This window comes from Microbacterium sp. ER1, from assembly GCF_023383675.1.
Lineage (GTDB): Bacteria > Actinomycetota > Actinomycetes > Actinomycetales > Microbacteriaceae > Microbacterium.
This window is the reverse complement of the sequence record NZ_QCXO01000128.1, coordinates 1-17,648: the sequence shown is the minus strand read 5'-3', so window position 1 is coordinate 17,648 and position 17,648 is coordinate 1. Positions and strand designations below refer to the sequence as shown.

Sequence of the window (17,648 nt, the reverse complement as noted above, 5' to 3'; positions counted from 1 at the left end):
CGCCACTGTACGAGTACCGGAATCCGCGGAGCGTGGCGCCCGCGTCTCGCTCAGGCGTCGAGAAGACGGAGGAGCCAGCCGCTCGAGCGCACCTGCGCCCCGGCGGCCTCGACGCGGGACTGCAGCTCGCGGTCACTGGTCACCGCGAGAACCGGCGACGCGCCCGCGACCCGGCGTTCGACCTCGGCCACGATCGCGTCGTCACCGGCGCCCTCCGCGCGCACGACGTCCAGAGCCGAGCCCGCGACTCCGGCTTCTGCGGCCGCCGCATCTGCCGGCGATCCCCCCGCAGCGGCCTCCGCGATGTCCCGCGCGCGACCTTCCACGACGAGCGAGACCTCCGGGAACCAGGCGTCCCCCGCGAGGCCGAGGTCGTCCGCGGGCACGGCCAGCCCGGTCAGACGATCGCGCAGTCGTGCGGCGGCTCCGGCGCGATCCTTCCACCAGCCGTCCGGCACCGAGCCCACGACATTGGCGGCGTCGACCACGACCGCCGGGTGCGCCGAGAGCTGAGCCCGCAGCATCGGCCACGCCGCACCGAAGCCGGGGTGCAGGGGCAGTCCGTCCACGTCCTCGACGGGCACCCACGACAGCGCGACGCTCTCGGGGTCGCTGATCACGGGGTCGAACGGCGTCCGCACATCGGCGACGACGGTGGTGTACGACCAGATGCCGAGGTCGAGCACGCTCGTGAAGCGCGGCCGCACCGCGCCATCCGGCACTCCTGCCTCCTCCTGCGCCTCCCGCACGGCGCCCACGATGGCCGCCTCGCCCTCGTGCAGCGCGCCGCCGGGCAGGCCCCACGTGCCGCCGAAGTGGCTCCACGCCACGCGATGCTGCAGCAGGATGCCGCGCTCTGGGTCGACGGCGAGGAGGCCGGCCGCACCGAAGCGTCCCCAGTACCGCTCACCGGTATCTGCAACCACCCAGGCATCGCCCGGATCGCGGGGCCCCTCGGGGCGACGCGGTTCACCGGCGGCGGGAGGTACGACAGTCACCCCCTCAGCTTTTCACAGCATCGGGGCTCCGGCGCCACCGCCGCGACATGCGCGGCAACGAGTCAGCGCTGGCGACGCTCCCGCACACGCATGTTGATGACGATCGGCGTGCCCTCGAACGGGTAGAGCTCGCGCAGGCGGCGCTGGATGAACCGGCGGTAGCCCGGGTCGAGGAAACCGGTCGTGAACAGCACGAACGTCGGCGGACGGGTCGAGGCCTGCGTCCCGAAGAGGATGCGCGGCTGCTTCCCGCCGCGCACCGGGTGCGGGTGCTCGGCGACGAGCTCGGCGAGGAACGCGTTGAACTTGCCGGTCGGGATGCGGCGGTCCCAGTTCTCCAGCGCCATCTCGAGCGCGGGGACGAGCTTGTCGAGGTGACGACCCGTCTTCGCCGAGATGTTGACCCGCGGGGCCCAGGCCACATGGGCGAGGTCCTGCTCGATCTCGCGCTCCAGGTAGCGGCGGCGGTCGGCGTTCTCCAGGTCGTCGTCGTTGAGGCGATCCCACTTGTTGAACGCCAGGACGAGCGCGCGACCGGACTCGAGCACGAGGTCGATGATCCGCACGTCCTGCTCGCTGATCGACTCCGACACGTCGAGGACGACGATGGCGACCTCGGCCTTCTCCAGCGCGGCAGACGTGCGCAGCGACGCATAGAAGTCGGCGCCCTGCGCCATGTGCACGCGGCGACGGATACCGGCCGTGTCGACGAGGCGCCACATCTTGCCGCCGAGCTCCACGACCTCGTCCACGGGGTCGCGCGTCGTGCCGGCGAGATCGTTGACGACCACACGCTCCTCCCCCGCGGCCTTGTTCAGCAGCGAGGACTTGCCGACGTTCGGGCGTCCGAGGATCGCGACGCGGCGCGGACCGCCGATCTCCTGCTTCGCCACCGCGGAGATCTCCGGCAGCTTCGTCAGCACGGCGTCGAGGAGGTCGGCGACACCACGACCGTGGATCGCGGAGACCGGGTGCGGCTCGCCGAGACCCAGGTTCCACAGGGCGGCCGCCTCCGGCTCCTGACGCGCGTCGTCGATCTTGTTGGCGACGAGGAAGACCGGCTTGCCGCTCTTGCGCAGCAGCTTCACGACGTGCTCGTCGGTCGAGGTGGCGCCCACCATGGCGTCCACGACGAACAGGACGACATCGGAGAGGTCGATCGCGACCTCGGCCTGCGCCGCGACCGAACGGTCGATGCCGCGGGCGTCGGGCTCCCAGCCGCCGGTGTCGACGACCGTGAAGCGGCGGTCGTTCCACTCGGCCTTGTACGTGACGCGGTCGCGGGTGACGCCGGGAGTGTCCTCCACGACGGCCTCGCGACGGCCGAGGATCCGGTTCACGAGCGCGGACTTGCCCACGTTCGGCCGCCCGACGATCGCCACCACGGGGAGCGCAGGCAGGAACTCGATGCCGTCCTCGCCCAGCGCCACGCCGGCGAGGAGCGCGGCGTCCTCGTCGTCGAGCTCGTAGTCGGCGAGCCCGGCGCGCAGGGTCTCCGCGCGCTGTTCGGCGAGCTGGTCATCGATCTGCTCGAGCTTCTCGGCGAGCTGGTCGGGACCGCCTTCGTATTCGTCGTCAGCCACGGTCTGCTCCTCGGAGTCGTTCGATCACCGAGAGGACGGCGTCGATGGTCTGGGGGAAATCGAGTGCGGTCGAGTCGACGACCTCCACGCCCTCCGCGGCGTTGAGGAAGTCGACGACGGCACTGTCGGAGGCGTCGCGCTTGTGCAGGGCATCCGCCACGGCAGCGGCGTTCTCGCCGGCGAGCTCACCCGCGCGACGGGCGGCCCGCACCTCCGGTGCTGCGGTCAGCAGGATGCGCACGGGGGCATCCGGTGCCACGACGGTCGTGATGTCGCGTCCTTCGACGACGACGGCCGGGTACGGCGCCTCGGCGACCAGCGCCCGGAAGAGCTCGTTGACCTGGGTACGCACCTCCGGCACGCGGGCCACGCCGCTCACGGCACCGGACACACGAGGTTCGCGGATCGCGTCCGTCACGTCGACGTCGCCGACGCGCACCGTGCGGTCGTCCGGATCGAGCCCGAGGCGGACGGGGAAGTCGGCGGCCGCGGCGCGCACGGCCTCGGCGTCGTCGGTGTCTGCACCGCGATCGAGCACATGCCAGGCGAGAGCCCGGTAGGCCGACCCGGTGTCGAGGTAGCCGAAGCCCTCGCGACGCGCGATCGCCTTGGAGACGCTCGACTTCCCGGACCCGGCGGGCCCGTCGATCGCGATGAACTTCGTGGCGGAGATGGTGGAGGTGTCAGTCATTGGTGTTCCCTGCGATGCGCCAGCCGCGTTCCTGGAGCCCGGTGATCGCGCCGTGCAGCGCCGCGGGGTCGACACTGATCTCGGCGAGGCCGAACTGCGCGCCCGGAGAGTGCTCCAGCCGCAGGTCCTCGACGTTGACGCCCAGCTCGCCGAGCTCGCCGAACAGGCGACCCAGCTGACCGGCGGTGTCGTCGACCATGACGACCAGTGTCTCGAAGCGTCGGTTCTGCCCGTGCTTGCCGGGAAGGCGCTCGACGCCGTCGTTGCCCTGGCGGATGGTCTCGGCGAGCACGCGTCGGGCACCCGGGGCCCCGGGAGCGCGCAGCGCGTCGGCGACCTCGCTCAGGTCGGTCGCGAGCGCGTCGAGGATCTCGACGACGGGACCGGCGTTGGCCCCGAGGATCTGCACCCACAGTTCCGGAGCGGACGCGGCGATGCGCGTCGTGTCTCGCACGCCCTGCCCGGCCAGGCGGAGAGCGCCCTCCTCGGCCCCGGCCAGACGACCGGCGAGGAGGCTCGCGACGACCTGCGGCACGTGCGAGGTGAGGGCGACGGAGCGGTCGTGCTCCTCCGGAGTCATCTCCAGCGGCATCGCGCCGACGTCGAGAGCCAGCGCCTCGACCAGCGCGAGGTCGCGCGCGGTGGTGTCCTCGTCGCGGCACACGACCCACGGCCGGCCGATGAAGAGATCGGCTCTCGCCGAGATCGCCCCGCCGCGCTCCCGACCGGCGAGCGGGTGCGAGCCGATGTAGCGGGCGAGGTTCACGCCCCGCTCCCGGAGTGTGCGGAACGGCTCGAGCTTCACGCTCGCGACATCGGTCACGACGGCGTCGGGGTACCGCTCGAGCTCGGCCTGGATCACGTCGGCGGTCACGTCCGGCGGCACGGCCACGACGACGAGCACCGGGGCGTCGTCATCCTGCGGAAGGCGTCCGGCGCCGTAGTCGACGGCGAGGCGCAGTTGCGCAGGGGACGCGTCGGTGAGGACGACATCGATGCCCTTCGCACGGAGGGCATGGCCGACGCTGGCACCGAGCAGCCCGGCGCCGACGATGCGCACGGTGCCGGACAGACGCGGCGCCACGGCACCGCTCTTCCGCGCCGCGGGCGCACTCGTCGTCTGGGTCATTCGCTCTCCTGCTCGCCTGGCGCCTCGGCGACACCGGATTCCCGGCGCGCGAGAGTCAGCAGCGCGCCGAGTTCGATTTTACTCAGTTCCCGCGTCCGACCGGCCGGGAGGGTTCCCAGGTGCAGCGGACCGAACTGTCGCCGCACGAGTTCCGTGACCGGGTGGCCGACCGCCGCCATCATCCGGCGCACGATCCGGTTGCGTCCCGAGTGCAGCGTGAGCTCGACGAGGCTCGTGCCGCGGGACGTGTCCAGCAGGCGGGCCTTGTCGGCGGCGATGGGGCCGTCCTCCAGCTCGATGCCCTTCGTGAGCTTCGAGATGGTCTGCGCCGTCACCGCCCCCTCGACCTTCGCGATGTAGACCTTGGTGACGCCGAAGGAGGGGTGCGCGAGGACGTGCGCGAGCTCGCCGTCGTTGGTGAGCAGCAGCAGCCCGCTGGTCTCGGCGTCCAGACGCCCGACGTTGTACAGCCGCTCCTCGTAGTCCTTCGTGAAGCGTCGGAGGTCGGGGCGTCCGCTCTCGTCGCGCATGCTGCTGACCACACCCGTCGGCTTGTTCAGCATCACGTAGCGCTTGGACACGTCGAGCTGCACCGCGGTGCCGTCCACGTCCACGAGGTCCCGCTCCGGGTCGATGCGGCGGCCGAGCTCGGTGACCACCTGGCCGTTCACGCGGATGCGTCCCTCGACGATGTACTGCTCGACGACCCGACGGGAGGCGACGCCGGCCGCGGCGAGCACCTTCTGCAGTCGCACGCCTTCGGGAGCGGCGGAATCGTGGGTGTCGGTGGTCATCGGACCGTCCCTTCGTCGAAGCCGTCGGCGCCGTCGTCGAGGAGCGGCGAGATCGGCGGAAGCTCATCCAGAGAGTTGATGCCGAGATGCTGGAGGAGTGCATCGGTCGTGCCGTAGTTGATCGCGCCGGTCTCGGAATCGGCGAACAGTTCGGTGATCAGCCCCCGCGCGAGGAGGGTGCGGACCACGGAGTCGACGTTGACCGCGCGGATCGAGGCCACCTGGCTCCGGGTCACCGGCTGCTTGTACGCGATCACCGCGAGCGTCTCCAGCGCCGCCTGGGAGAGCCGGGCCGGCGCCTGACCGCCGACGAACTCCGCCACGACCGGATCTAGGTCCTCGCGGACGTAGAGCCGCCATCCACCGCCGACCTCCCGCAGTTCGAAGCCGCGCCGCGGACCCGCGCCTCGACCGTCGTAGTCCTCGACCAGCGACTCGACCGTCTGCCGGACGGCGGGCACCGGCGCGCCGACCGCGGCGGCGAGGGCCACCAGGCCGATCGGCTCGTCGACGATGAAGAGGATCGCCTCCACACGCTCGCTGAGCGGCAGCTCGGAACCCGTCGCGGCGTCGGGCTCGTCGGGGAGGCCGGTCTCTGCCGCGGTCACGTCATCGGTCATAGTCGGCCCCCAGGGTCGCGAGTGTCTCGTCCGACCAGGAGTCGGCGGCCCAGCGGAGGGTGAGCTCCCCGAGCGGTTCCAGTTGTTCGAAGGAGAGCGCCGCGTGGCGGTACAGCTCCAACACCGAGATGAAGCGGGCCACGACGATACCCGGCTCCGAGACGCCCGCGACCAGCTCGCGGAAGCTCAGCGACTCGGTGCCGCGCAGCAGCGTGACGACGATCGCGGCCTGCTCGCGGATGCTGACCAAGGGCGCATGCAAGTGGTCGAGTCCGACGTGCGGGATCTCCTTCGGCGCGAAGGCCAGCAGCGCCAGCGCCGCGAAGTCGTCGGGCGTGAGCGACCAGACGAGCTCTGGTGTCTGCTTCCGGTGCTTCTCCTCCAGCGGTACCGCACGCACATGACGGCGGTCCTCCCGCTGCAGGCATCGCGAGAACCATGCGGAGACTTCTTTGAACGCGCGGTACTGCAGGAGACGGGCGAAGAGCAGGTCGCGCGCTTCGAGCAGGGCGACGGCCTCGGCGTCGACGAGCTCGCCCTGCGGCAGCAGGCCCGCCACCTTCATGTCGAGCAGGGTCGCGGCGACGACGAGGAACTCCGACGCCTGGTCGAGCTCCTCCTCGTCCTCCAGGTCGGCGAGGTACGCGATGAACTCGTTGGTGACGGCGCTCAGCGACACCTCGGTGATGTCCATCTCGTGCTTCGAGATGAGGTTCAGCAGGAGGTCGAAGGGGCCGTCGAAGTTGGACAGCGAGACGCGGAACCCAGCGGCATCGTCGGCGGAGGACGGCTCCGCGGTGTCGATCGCCTCGGCGGGTGCCGGGACCTCAGCGGTACCGAGCTCGTCAGGCGACGGCGCCACGGGCGACCAGCTCCCTGGCCAGCCGCAGGTATGCCTGTGCGGCCGCGTGCTCCGGAGCGAACTCGGTGATCGGGACCCCCGAGACCGACGCGTCCGGGAACTTCACGGTGCGGCCGATGACGGTCTCCAGCACGTCGTCGCCGAACGCCTCCACGACGCGCTCCAGCACCTCGCGCGAGTGCAGCGTGCGCGGGTCGTACATCGTCGCCAGCAGGCCGTCCATCTCGATGGAGGGGTTGAGCCGGTCGCGGACCTTGTCGATGGTCTCGATGAGGAGCGCGACACCGCGGAGCGCGAAGAACTCGCACTCGAGCGGGATGATGACGCCGTGCGCCGCCGTCAGCGCGTTCACGGTCAGCAGACCGAGCGACGGCTGGCAGTCGATGAGGATGACGTCGTACTCCCCCGCCACCTGGCGCAGCACGCGGGCGAGGATCGTCTCGCGGGCGACCTCGTTGACGAGGTGCACCTCCGCGGCGGAGAGGTCGATGTTCGCGGGAAGGACGTCGAGACCGGGCACGTTCGAGTGCACGATCGCGTCGTGCGCATCGCGCTTCGTGTCGAGCAGGAGGTCGTAGACCGTCGGGACGTCGTGCGTCTGGATGCCGAGACCGGCGGACAGCGCGCCCTGCGGGTCGAAGTCCACGGCGAGCACCTTGCGGCCGTACTCCGCGAGCGCGGCGGCGAGGTTGATGGAGGTCGTCGTCTTGCCGACGCCGCCCTTCTGGTTGCAGAGCGCGATGATGCGGGCCGGGCCGTGCGACTTCAGAGGCGCCGGGATCGGGAAGCCCTGGTACGGACGGCCGGTGGGTCCCATGGGGGTGTCGTCGGCCTTCTGCGCCTTCGCCCTGGACTTCGCCACTTTCTCAGCCACCGGTTCTCCTGCTCCTTCGTGCTTGCTCGATTGTAGCCGCCCAGCGTTCCTCAGCCGGCTCGGCGCGCGGCGGTCCCGGTACCGGCCGCGGCCTGCGCGGTCAGCGCGCCCGGGGATGAGAGGTCGCGTAGATGTCGCGGAGAGCATCCACCGACACATGCGTGTAGATCTGCGTCGTCGCGACCGAGGAGTGCCCCAGCAGCTCCTGCACCACCCGCACGTCGGCGCCGCCCTGCAGGAGGTGCGTCGCGAACGAGTGGCGCAGCGTGTGCGGGGAGACCTCGGTCGTGAGCTGTGCGCGCTCCGCGGCGGAACGGATCACCAGCCAGGCGCTCTGTCGCGAGAGCGGGGCACCGCGTGCGCCGAGGAAGAGCCGGGCCGATGCGCGGCCCTTCGCCGCGAGCTCCGGGCGGACCCGGGTGAGGTAGGCGTCGACGGCGGCACGGGCGTACGACCCCACCGGGACGATGCGCTCCTTCGAGCCCTTGCCCCGCAGGCGCAGCACCTCGCCGTGCGCCATGTCGTCGACGTCGAGCCCGACCGCCTCCGACACCCGGGCGCCCGTGGCGTAGAGGAGCTCCAGCAGCGCCCTGTCGCGGATGCCGAGCGGCTCCTCGGCCGACGGCGCGGCGAGCAGCCGCTCCACCTGGTCGATCGTGAGGGCTTTCGGCAGCCGGCGCGGGGTCTTGGGCGGGCGGAGCCGTCCGGTCGGATCGTCCGCCTCGATGCCCTCACGGGCGAGGAACCGGTGCCAGCCGCGCACCGAGGACTGCAGGCGCGCCAGACTCGTCGCGGCCCGGGGCGGCTCCGCCGAGGCGCGGTCGGCGATGAAGCGGTCGATGACGGCGGGCGTGATCTCCGCGGTGTCGTCGATCCCCTCCGCCGTGAGCCAGTCCCGGTAGCCCTCGAGGTCGCGGCGGTAGGCGCCGACCGTGTGCGCGCTGAGCCCGCGCTCGATCGTGACGTGACGCAGATACGCGTCGAGGGCGCGATCGAGCTGCATGCTCAGCTCCGGTCGCGCAGCCTCTGCGCGGTCGCCAGCACGCCGAGCGCGAGGATGCCGTTGCGCAGGCGTCCCGCCAGGACTCCGGCGACCGCCTCCTCGAGGGGAAGCCAGGCGAGACGGATGTCCGCCTCCTCGTCTTCGCGGGCGTGCGCGGCCGCGGCGGCGGTGAGCCCCGTCGCGAGGAACACCTGGATGAGCTCGTCGTTGCCTCCCGGCGTCGTCCACGACGACACCAGGGGCTCCCAGTGCGCGGCGACGAGGTCGGCCTCCTCCGCGAGCTCGCGTCGGGCGGCCGCCAACGGCTCCTCCCCCGCGATATCGAGGAGGCCGGCCGGCAGCTCCCAGTCGCGGTGGCGGATCGGGTGACGGTACTGCTGGATGAGCAGCACCCGTCCCTCGTCGTCCAGCGCGAGGATCGCGACGGCCCCGGGGTGGGCGACGTACTGTCGCACGATCTCGCCCTCGCCGTAGCGGACCCGGTCGGAGCGCACGTCCCAGACGCGCCCCTCGTAGACGAGGTCGCTGCTCAGGACCTCCGGCTCGAAAGGCTCGTCGCGCAGCGGCTCCGCGACGGCCGGCGCCTCCGACTCACTCATCGACGGGCACGTCGAACAGCTCGCTCGCGCGGTGGCGGGCGATGGCCGCGCCGACGAGCCCGCGGAACAGCGGGTGCGGGTCGGTCGGACGCGAGCGCAGCTCCGGGTGCGCCTGGGTGGCGATGTAGTACGGGTGCACGTCACGCGGCAGCTCGACGTACTCGACGAGGTCCAGCTCCGGGTTGAGGCCCGAGAACACCAGACCGGCCTCCGACAGGCGATCGCGGTAGGCGTTGTTCACCTCGTAGCGGTGGCGGTGACGCTCGGACACCTCGGCGGCGCCGTAGACCTCGCGCGCCAGCGAGCCCTCCGCGAGAGCCGCCTGGTAGAGGCCGAGGCGCATGGTGCCGCCCAGGTCGCCGCCGTCGAGGATCTCGATCTGCTCGGCCATGGTCGCGATGACGGGCTCCGCGGTGTCCGGGTCGAACTCGCTGGACGAGGCTCCGGCGATCCCGGCCACGTCGCGGGCGTACTCGATGACCATGCACTGCAGACCCAGGCAGAGGCCGAGGGTCGGGATGCCCTGCTCGCGGGCGAACTTCAGCGCACCCAGCTTGCCCTCGATGCCGCGGATGCCGAAGCCTCCGGGGACGCAGATGCCGTCCAGCTCGGCCAGCTGCTCCTGCGCGCCCTCGGGGGTCTCGCAGAGGTCGGACGGGATCCAGCGGATGTTGACCTTGGTCTCCTGCGCGAAGCCGCCCGCCTTGAGGGCCTCGGTCACGGAGAGGTAGGCGTCCGGAAGGTCGATGTACTTGCCGACGAGGCCGATCGTGACCTCGTGCTTCGGGTTGTGGACCGCGTGCAGCACCTTGTTCCAGCGCGTCCAGTCGACGTCGTCCGCCTTCTGGTCGAGCCCGAGGCGGCGCACGATGTAGGAGTCGAGGCCCTGCTCGTTGAGGGTCGACGGGATGTCGTAGATGCTCGGCAGGTCGACGGTGTTGATGACGCCTTCGACGTCGACGTCGCACATCAGGGCGATCTTGTTGCGGTTGCTCGCGCTCACCGGGCGATCGCTGCGGAGCACGAGGGCGTCGGGCTGGATGCCGACCTGGCGGAGCGCGGCGACCGAGTGCTGGGTCGGCTTGGTCTTCTGCTCGCCGGACGCTCCCATGAACGGCACGAGCGAGACGTGCACGAAGAACACGCTGTCGCGGCCGAGCTCGTGGCGCAGCTGGCGGGCCGACTCGAGGAACGGCTGCGACTCGATGTCGCCGACCGTGCCGCCGACCTCGGTGATGATCACGTCGGGACGCGGGTCCTCGGTGGCCTGCAGCCGCATGCGGCGCTTGATCTCATCGGTGATGTGCGGGATAACCTGCACGGTGTCGCCGAGGTACTCGCCGCGACGCTCGCGGGCGATCACCTGCGAGTAGATCTGACCGGTCGTGACGTTGGCCGCCTCGGACAGGTTGATGTCGAGGAAGCGCTCGTAGTGGCCGATGTCGAGGTCGGTCTCCGCACCGTCGTCGGTGACGAACACCTCGCCGTGCTGGAACGGGTTCATGGTGCCCGGATCGACGTTCAGATACGGGTCGAGCTTCTGCATGACCACGCGGAGTCCGCGAGCGGTCAGGAGGTTGCCCAGGCTGGCCGCGGTGAGCCCCTTGCCCAAAGACGAAACGACACCACCAGTCACGAAGATGTGCTTGGTCGTGTCGTTCTTGGGCCCCGCAGAAGAAGAGTTCATCACGGGCTTCTATCCTAACAGTTCATTCAGACGCCGAGGCTGAGAAGCTCGCGGGCGTGGGTGAGTGCGGCATCGGAATCCGCGAGTCCGGAGAGCAGACGGGCCATCTCGGCCTCGCGCTCCTCCCCGTCGAGCCGCCGCACGCTGGAGGCGGTGACGGCGCCGTCGTGCGATTTCACGACGGTGAGATGGTTGTTCGCGAAGGCGGCGACCTGCGCGAGATGGGTGACGGCGATCACCTGAGACTTCTCGGCGAGTCGGGCGAGTCGCCGACCCACCTCGATCGCCGCCGCGCCGCCGATGCCCGCGTCGACCTCGTCGAACACGAAGGTGGGCACGGGATCGGTCGCCGCGATGACGACCTCGATCGCGAGCATCACCCGCGACAGCTCGCCGCCGGAGGCGCCCTTGGCGACCGAGCGGGGTTCGGCGCCGGGATGCGGGGCGAGCAGGATTGCGACGTCGTCGCGGCCGTGGGTGCTCTCGGCCCCCGGGGCCACAGAGACCTCCAGGCGCGCGTCCGGCATCGCCAGCGCGTGCAGCTCGGCGGTCACGGCCTCGCCGAGCCGGCCGGCCGCCTCGCTCCGGGCCGCGGTGAGAGCGTCGGCCCGGGCGTCGAGCTCCGTCCTGGCCGCGTCGCGCTCGGCGGTGAGGCGTTCCAGGCGCTCTCCGTCGTCGTCGAGTTCGGCCAGCCGCGCGGATCCGGTCTGCCACAGCGCCAGGGCGTCCGCCAGCGAGCCGTGCTGACGGATGAGGACGCCGAGCGCGGCCCGCCGCTCCTCGACGGCGGCCAGCTCGTGCGGACCGGACTCGTCGAGGTCGGCGAGGAAGCCGGAGAGCACACCGGCGGCGTCGGCAATGCGGTAGCCGATGTCGGCCAGGGTCTCCGCGACCTCCGCGAGCTTCGGGTCGGACACGCGCTCGATCGCTCGGCGCGCTTCCGCGACCAGCGCCGAGGCATCGGGCTCGCCCTCCTCGTTCGAGAGGGCTCCGTGGGCCAGGGCGGCGGCGACGCGGAGTTCCTCCGCGTTCGCGAGGCGCTCGGCACGAGCCGTCAGCTCCTCGTCCTCGCCCTCCTCGGGGGCGGTCGCCTCGATCAGGGCGAGGTCCTCCCGGAGCCGGACGGCCTCCTCGGCACGCCGGTCACGGTTCGCGGTGATGTCGGTGATCTCGGCGTCGAGCGTTCGCCAGCGCTCGAACGCGGCCTGGTACTCCTCCAGCGCCCGAGCGATCGGTTCGCCGCCGAAGCGGTCGAGGGCGTCGCGCTGCGCGGCGGCCGACCGCAGCCGCAGCTGCTCGGACTGTCCGTGCACGACGATGAGCTCGTCCGCGAGCGAGGACAGCACTCCTGCCGGCGCGGCCCGCCCGCCGACGCTCGCGCGGCTGCGGCCCTCGGCGCTGAGGGTGCGCGAGACATAGAGCTCAGCGGTGCCGGCACCGGCCGGCTCCAGCTCTCCCCCGGCCTCGGCCACGATGTCGGCGACCTCGCCCTTCTCGGGCACGATCCACACCCCGGCCACCGAGGCCTGCGCGGCTCCCTTGCGCACGGCGCCCGAGTCGGCGCGCTGGCCGAGGAGCAGCCCGAGCCCGGTGACGACCATGGTCTTCCCCGCGCCCGTCTCTCCGGTGATGGCCGTGAAGCCGGGCCCGAGCGGCAGGACGGCGTCGGCGATCACGCCGAGCCCCTGCATGCGCATCTCCTCGATCATGCGTCGCTCCTCCGCTCCTGTCCGCGCCATCCTTCGACGGGCAGTTGGAACTTCCGCACGAGACGGTTCGTGAACGCCGTGGGGTGCAGACGCGCGAGGCGGACCGGGCGCGACGAGCGGCGCACCACGACGCGGGCTCCCGGCGGAAGGTCGTGGGAACGACGGCCGTCGCACCAGAGGATGCCGGAGCCATCCGTCCGCTCCAGCATCTCGATGGCCACGGCCGCCTCGGGGCTCACCACGAGCGGCTTCGCGAAGAGCGCGTGCGCCGACAGCGGGACCACCGCGATGGCCTCGACCGTCGGCCAGATGACCGGGCCGCCGGCGGAGAAGTTGTAGGCGGTCGAGCCGGTCGGCGTGGAGATGACCATGCCGTCGCAACCGAAGCTCGACAGCGGCCGCCCGTCGATCTCGAGCACCACCTCGATCATGCGCTCACGGCTCGCCTTCTCGACGGTCGCCTCGTTCAGGGCCCAGGTCTCGAAGACGACATCGCCCGAGGCGTCCTTCACGCGCACCGACAGTGCCAGGCGCTCCTCGACCTCGTAGTCACGGGCGATGACGCGGCGCATCGCGTCGTCCATGTCGTCCCGGTCGATCTCCGCGAGGAAGCCGACGTGCCCCATGTTGATGCCGAGCACCGGAGCGCCGCTGTCACGGACGAGCTCTGCCGCGCGAAGGATCGTGCCGTCGCCCCCGAGCACGATCGCGAGCTCGAGCGTCGCCGGTCCGGAGGCGTCCAGCACCTCGACGTCCGCGAAGAACGCATCGACCGCGGCGAGCTCCGCATGGTCGTCGGCTGCCAGGACGGGACGGACCCCCGCACCGCGGAGGGCGTCGATCACCCGACGGGCGGCCGCGACGGTGTCAACGCGACCCGCGTGGGCGACGACCAGGATCCTGCGCTCGTTCATCGTCCCCCTGCCAGCCGGTTGATGGTGTCCATCCATTCTGTCGGATTGCTGCCGCCGCCCGGCACGAGGTGCACGAGATACTCCGCATTGCCGTGGGTCCCGAGGATCGGGGAGGAGACGATCCCCGCCATCCCCATCCCGGCGTCCCACGCGCTCCACACCACGCGGGCGACGGCATCGGCCCGGGTGGCGGGGTCGGTGACGAGGCCGCCGCGCACCGCGGTCCTCCCGACCTCGAACTGCGGCTTGACCAGCAGCAGCACGCCGGCGCCCGGCGCGGCCACGGCGACCACCGCGGGCAGCACGAGCTCGAGCGAGATGAAGGAGAGGTCGCCCACCACCAGGTCGGGCGACGTGGACTCCCCCGTCGCTGCGGTGAGGCTGTCACGCGTCATGTGCCGCACGTTGAAGCCCTCGACGGCGATGACGCCGGTGTCGGCGGCGACCGCGGGGGCGAGCTGACCGTGGCCGACATCCACGGCGAGGACACGACGCGCGCCGCGTTCCCGCAGCACCTGCGTGAAACCGCCGGTCGAGGCCCCCATGTCGAGCGCGAGGCGTCCCTGCACCGGGATGCCGAAGCTGTCGAGCCCGGCGACGAGCTTGTGCGCAGCGCGGCTGACGTAGTGGTCGGCGCCGGCGACCGTGATGGTGTTGTCGTCGCTGACCGCGGTCGAGGCCTTCACGACCGGGCGGCCGTCGACGCTCACGAGGCCGTCGGCGATGAGGGTGGCGGCATGCGTGCGCGAACGGGCGAGTCCTCGGGCAGCGAGGGCGGCGTCGAGTCGCGTCATCGTGGTCCCGGGGTCTCCCGCAGGTCGTGCCGGGATCCGCTCTCGAGTCGTCGCGAGAGTTCGTCGTGCAGGGCCGAGTACGCGTCCGCGCGTGCGGCGAGCGGCTGCCCTTCGATCAGGCGCAGACGACTCCACAGGCCGTCCGTCGGCGCGCTGGTCGTCGTCTCATCGCTCACGCTTCCACTGTACGCGGCGCCGCCGACGGGCGGCGGCGCCACGCGTGGCTCAGGGGCGGTGGAACGGGTCCGCGTACAGCCGTTCCGGAACACGGAGGACGAACACCGGCGTCCCGGACGCCCAGATCGCGGCGGCGCCCGCACGGAGCAGGTCGAGCTGGTCGCCGGACTCGGCGACGATCTCGACGTCTGCGCCCCGGACGCGGACGGCGGCACCGTTCACGTCGAACACGCCGTCGGTCACGGTGGGCTCGGGGTACGGCTCGTGCAGACCGCGCAGGTCGCCGAGGATATAGGTCGGGCGCGATCCTTCGGGCGCGGCGAGGACGTGCTTGGGACGGTCGATACCGGTCAGCACCAGGGCGGACTCGATGCCCGCACGGCTGGCACCCATGATGTCGGTGTCGAGGCGGTCACCGATGAAGAGCGCTTTCGCCGCGCCGAAACGGGCGAGCGCCTCCTCGAAGATCGGGGTCTCCGGCTTGCCCGCCACCGTCGCCAGGCGACCGATCGCGGTGTGCACGGCGGACACGAGAGTGCCGTTCCCCGGGGCGACGCCCCGCTCGCGCGGGATCGTCCAGTCGGTGTTCGTGGCGATCCACGGGATGCCGCCCTCGTCCTCGGGGACCTTGAGGGCGAACGCCGCTTCGGCGAGGTCGGTCCAGGCGACCTCGGGCGCGAAGCCCTGGACCACGGCCTGCGGCGCGTCCTCGGCGCTGCGCGTGACCGTGTACCCGGCCTTCTGCACCTCGTCGACGAGGCCGTCGCCGCCCACCACGAGGATCGTCGCCGGCGCCGGCACGATCCCGGACAGCAGACGCATCGCCGCCTGCGGGCTCGTGACGACGTCCTGCGGAGCCACGTCGAGCCCGAGACTCGTGAGGTGCGCGGCCACCGAGGCGTCGGTGCGCGAGGCGTTGTTCGTGATGTAGCCGAGACGCACCGCGTGCGCCGCCGCGTTCAGGCTCTCCACCGCATGCGGCAGAGCGCCGGGACCGGCATAGACCACGCCGTCGAGGTCGGCGAGGACGGTGTCAACGCCTTCGAGCGGCGTGCGACCCGCCGGCCGCTTCCGCGCTTTCGCTGTGAAGAGCCCCACTACGCCTCCGGCTTCTCGGACGCGGAGGGCGAGTCGTCCTCCGTCTCGTCATCGTCCGTTTCGTCGTCCTCGCCGAGCAGCTCGCGCACCTCGTCCTCGATGGACGGCTCCGCGGGCTCGGGGGCCTCGGCCGCGTCGTCGGCTTCGGTCGCGTCGTCGGCTACGGTCGCGTCGTCGGCCTCGTCCTCGGCCTCCTCCTCGTCCTCGACAGAAGCGACGTCAGCGTCGGAGAACTCGTCGTCAGAGAACCCGTCCTCGATGAGGCCGTCCTCCACGTAGAGCTCCTCATCGCCGGCCTCGTCGACACCGAGAGCCTCGGCGGCGACCTCGGCACGGCGCGCCCAGAACTCGGCTTCGTCCGTACGCCCGAGGTCCTCCAGGACGGCGGCGCGCGCGGCGAACAGCGCGGGGCTCCACTCGAATGCGCGGTCCGGGTCCAGCTCCGGGATCTCGAGCTCTCCGAGCGCCAGCTCGAGGTCTCCCTGGTCGAGCCGGGCACCCGACATCGCGATAGCCAGGGCGACTCGCACGGGCGTGGTCAGAGCTGATCGGTCCACCGCCCGACCGGTCTCGAGGGCGCGGTCGGGGCGCCCGATACCGCGCTCGCTGTCGACCATGAGGGCGATCTGGTCATCCTTACCGGAGATCCGGCGGTAGGTACGCAGCTCGCGCAGCGCCAAGGCGAAGTCGCCGGTCGCATAGGCGGTGATGCCGAGGGTCTCGCGGACGATCGCGATCCGGCCGGCACGACGCGACGCCGCCAGCGCATGCTCGTGCGCCAGAGCGGGGTCCTCGTCGATCAGCCGGGAGGCCATCGCCAGGTGACGAGCGACGAACTCGGCGTTCTCTTTGCTCAGCGTCTTCAGCTCGTTGCGCGCGGACGGGTGCAGGTCGCGCGCGGTGACCTCGTCCGGGACGCGGGGCTCGTCGAAGCGCGGACGCTCGTTCGCCGCGTTGGCCGGACGCTCCCGCCCAGCCCCGCCGCGCTGCGGGAAGGGCCGCGACCGGTCACTCCCCCGCTCACGCTCGAACCCGCCCTCGCGACGCGGAGCGGAGTCACGGTTGTAGCCGCCCTCGCGACGAGGACCGGAGTCACGGTTGTAGCCGCCTTCGCGACGCGGAGCGCTGTCCCGGTTGTAGCCACCCTCGCGACGGGGCGCACCACCGTCGCGGTTGTAACCACCCTCGCGGCGAGGGGCACCACCGTCACGGTTGTAGCCACCCTCACGACGGGGCGCACCACCGTCACGGTTGTAGCCACCCTCACGACGGGGCGCACCACCGTCACGGTTGTAGCCGCCCTCACGACGGGGCGCACCATCGCGGTTGTAACCACCTTCGCGACGCGGGGCGCCGTCACGGTTGTTGTAGCCGCCCTCGCGACGAGGCGCACCACCGTCACGGTTGTAGCCGCCCTCGCGACGCGACGCACCATCACGGTTGTTGTAGCCACCCTCACGACGCGGAGCACCATCGCGTTTGTAACCACCCTCACGACGCGGAGCGCTGTCACGGTTGTTGTAACCGCCCTCGCGACGAGGCGCACCACCATCGCGGTTGTAACCACCCCCACGACGCGGAGCACCACCATCACGGTTGTAGCCACCCTCACGACGCGGAGCACCGTCACGGTTGTTGTAGCCGCCCTCGCGACGAGGCGCACCACCATCGCGGTTGTAGCTGCCTTCACGGCGGGGGGCAGCACCGTCACGGTTGTTGTAGCCGCCCTCGCGACGAGGCGCACCACCATCGCGGTTGTAGCCGCCCTCACGACGCGGCGCACCACCATCACGGCTGTAGCCACCTTCGCGACGCGGGGCACCGTCACGGTTGTAGCCACCCTCACGACGCGGGCCGCGGTCGCCGGAGCGAGATGCGCCGTCGCGGTAGACGGGGCGACCTCCGGAAGGACGATCGTTGCGCTGGTTCCTGTCGTCGTTGCGACGTGGACGGCGCTCTTCCTCTTCCGGCATGGTGCTCCCTGTTCTCTTCGTGCTGTAAACGCAAAATGGCCACCCAACGATGGGTGGCCATTTCGACTAAAAGGAGTCCGGCGGTGTCCTACTCTCCCACAGGGTCCCCCCTGCAGTACCATCGGCGCTGTGAGGCTTAGCTT

The 17,648-nt window shown here is 71.4% G+C and carries 17 protein-coding genes; all 17 read right to left on the bottom strand.

The window, feature by feature from the left end; translation table 11 throughout:
* Positions 1-50 precede the first annotated feature (50 nt).
* The 17 genes from BV453_RS05280 to BV453_RS05200 all read right to left on the bottom strand — a co-directional run bounded on the left by BV453_RS05280 (position 51) and on the right by BV453_RS05200 (position 17,505).
* Entirely contained in the window at positions 51-998 is a 948-nt protein-coding gene (locus BV453_RS05280; RefSeq protein ID WP_249521038.1) for an NUDIX hydrolase, read from the bottom strand.
* Between the two features lie 62 nt (positions 999-1,060).
* Complete coding sequence (gene der / locus BV453_RS05275) at positions 1,061-2,581, bottom strand: ribosome biogenesis GTPase Der (protein WP_025105139.1); 1,521 nt, start codon at positions 2,579-2,581, stop codon at positions 1,061-1,063.
* Positions 2,574-3,272: a (d)CMP kinase gene (cmk, locus tag BV453_RS05270; protein ID WP_144881344.1), complete on the bottom strand. Its 699-nt coding sequence runs from the start codon at positions 3,270-3,272 to the stop codon at positions 2,574-2,576. Before cmk ends, der begins: the two co-directional genes overlap by 8 nt.
* Positions 3,265-4,401 carry a prephenate dehydrogenase gene (locus BV453_RS05265; RefSeq protein ID WP_025105141.1) on the bottom strand — a complete coding sequence of 379 codons (1,137 nt, stop codon included), beginning with the start codon at positions 4,399-4,401 and terminating at the stop codon, positions 3,265-3,267. Before BV453_RS05265 ends, cmk begins: the two co-directional genes overlap by 8 nt.
* A complete protein-coding gene (locus BV453_RS05260; protein ID WP_249521037.1) occupies positions 4,398-5,195 on the bottom strand; it encodes a pseudouridine synthase in 798 nt (265 codons plus the stop codon). The genes BV453_RS05265 and BV453_RS05260 overlap by 4 nt, the downstream gene beginning before the upstream one ends.
* Positions 5,192-5,815 (bottom strand): SMC-Scp complex subunit ScpB, encoded by a 624-nt coding sequence (scpB, locus tag BV453_RS05255; protein WP_025105143.1) that lies wholly within the window; start codon positions 5,813-5,815, stop codon positions 5,192-5,194. Before scpB ends, BV453_RS05260 begins: the two co-directional genes overlap by 4 nt.
* Positions 5,805-6,677 (bottom strand): ScpA family protein, encoded by an 873-nt coding sequence (locus BV453_RS05250; protein WP_025105144.1) that lies wholly within the window; start codon positions 6,675-6,677, stop codon positions 5,805-5,807. Before BV453_RS05250 ends, scpB begins: the two co-directional genes overlap by 11 nt.
* Positions 6,661-7,494 (bottom strand): ParA family protein, encoded by an 834-nt coding sequence (locus BV453_RS05245; protein ID WP_164498181.1) that lies wholly within the window; start codon positions 7,492-7,494, stop codon positions 6,661-6,663. The genes BV453_RS05250 and BV453_RS05245 overlap by 17 nt, the downstream gene beginning before the upstream one ends.
* 157 nt (positions 7,495-7,651) lie before the next feature.
* The gene (gene xerD / locus BV453_RS05240) at positions 7,652-8,554 is read right to left on the bottom strand and encodes a site-specific tyrosine recombinase XerD (RefSeq protein WP_249521036.1); all 903 of its coding nucleotides are present in this window, start codon (positions 8,552-8,554) and stop codon (positions 7,652-7,654) included.
* Positions 8,555-8,556: 2 nt separating this feature from the next.
* A complete protein-coding gene (locus BV453_RS05235; RefSeq protein WP_249521035.1) occupies positions 8,557-9,153 on the bottom strand; it encodes an NUDIX hydrolase in 597 nt (198 codons plus the stop codon).
* The gene (locus BV453_RS05230; protein ID WP_029989884.1) at positions 9,146-10,840 is read right to left on the bottom strand and encodes a CTP synthase; all 1,695 of its coding nucleotides are present in this window, start codon (positions 10,838-10,840) and stop codon (positions 9,146-9,148) included. The genes BV453_RS05235 and BV453_RS05230 overlap by 8 nt, the downstream gene beginning before the upstream one ends.
* Positions 10,841-10,866: 26 nt before the next feature.
* Positions 10,867-12,549 carry a DNA repair protein RecN gene (gene recN, locus BV453_RS05225; protein WP_249521034.1) on the bottom strand — a complete coding sequence of 561 codons (1,683 nt, stop codon included), beginning with the start codon at positions 12,547-12,549 and terminating at the stop codon, positions 10,867-10,869.
* On the bottom strand, positions 12,546-13,463 hold the full coding sequence (locus BV453_RS05220; protein WP_025105150.1) for an NAD kinase: 918 nt from the start codon (positions 13,461-13,463) through the stop codon (positions 12,546-12,548). Before BV453_RS05220 ends, recN begins: the two co-directional genes overlap by 4 nt.
* Positions 13,460-14,257, bottom strand: a complete 798-nt coding sequence (locus tag BV453_RS05215) for a TlyA family RNA methyltransferase (RefSeq protein ID WP_249521033.1) — start codon at positions 14,255-14,257, stop codon at positions 13,460-13,462. The genes BV453_RS05220 and BV453_RS05215 overlap by 4 nt, the downstream gene beginning before the upstream one ends.
* Positions 14,254-14,433, bottom strand: a complete 180-nt coding sequence (locus BV453_RS05210) for a hypothetical protein (RefSeq protein WP_025105152.1) — start codon at positions 14,431-14,433, stop codon at positions 14,254-14,256. The genes BV453_RS05215 and BV453_RS05210 overlap by 4 nt, the downstream gene beginning before the upstream one ends.
* Positions 14,434-14,482: 49 nt before the next feature.
* Entirely contained in the window at positions 14,483-15,532 is a 1,050-nt protein-coding gene (locus BV453_RS05205; RefSeq protein WP_062633875.1) for an HAD-IIA family hydrolase, read from the bottom strand.
* Complete coding sequence (locus BV453_RS05200) at positions 15,532-17,505, bottom strand: primosomal protein (RefSeq protein WP_249521032.1); 1,974 nt, start codon at positions 17,503-17,505, stop codon at positions 15,532-15,534. Before BV453_RS05200 ends, BV453_RS05205 begins: the two co-directional genes overlap by 1 nt.
* Between the last annotated feature and the right edge of the window lie 143 nt (positions 17,506-17,648).

Bases quoted from the DNA above. Each gene is read 5' to 3' on its own strand.
- BV453_RS05245 (WP_164498181.1), bottom strand. From the start codon at position 7,494: ATGGGACCCACCGGCCGTCCGTACCAGGGCTTCCCGATCCCGGCGCCT.
- BV453_RS05220 (WP_025105150.1), bottom strand. From the start codon at position 13,463: ATGAACGAGCGCAGGATCCTGGTCGTCGCCCACGCGGGTCGCGTTGAC.
- BV453_RS05215 (WP_249521033.1), bottom strand. From the start codon at position 14,257: ATGACGCGACTCGACGCCGCCCTCGCTGCCCGAGGACTCGCCCGTTCG.
- BV453_RS05200 (WP_249521032.1), bottom strand. From the start codon at position 17,505: ATGCCGGAAGAGGAAGAGCGCCGTCCACGTCGCAACGACGACAGGAAC.
- xerD (WP_249521036.1), bottom strand. From the start codon at position 8,554: ATGCAGCTCGATCGCGCCCTCGACGCGTATCTGCGTCACGTCACGATC.
- BV453_RS05260 (WP_249521037.1), bottom strand. From the start codon at position 5,195: ATGACCACCGACACCCACGATTCCGCCGCTCCCGAAGGCGTGCGACTG.
- BV453_RS05265 (WP_025105141.1), bottom strand. From the start codon at position 4,401: ATGACCCAGACGACGAGTGCGCCCGCGGCGCGGAAGAGCGGTGCCGTG.
- scpB (WP_025105143.1), bottom strand. From the start codon at position 5,815: ATGACCGATGACGTGACCGCGGCAGAGACCGGCCTCCCCGACGAGCCC.
- BV453_RS05235 (WP_249521035.1), bottom strand. From the start codon at position 9,153: ATGAGTGAGTCGGAGGCGCCGGCCGTCGCGGAGCCGCTGCGCGACGAG.
- cmk (WP_144881344.1), bottom strand. From the start codon at position 3,272: ATGACTGACACCTCCACCATCTCCGCCACGAAGTTCATCGCGATCGAC.
- BV453_RS05230 (WP_029989884.1), bottom strand. From the start codon at position 10,840: ATGAACTCTTCTTCTGCGGGGCCCAAGAACGACACGACCAAGCACATC.
- recN (WP_249521034.1), bottom strand. From the start codon at position 12,549: ATGATCGAGGAGATGCGCATGCAGGGGCTCGGCGTGATCGCCGACGCC.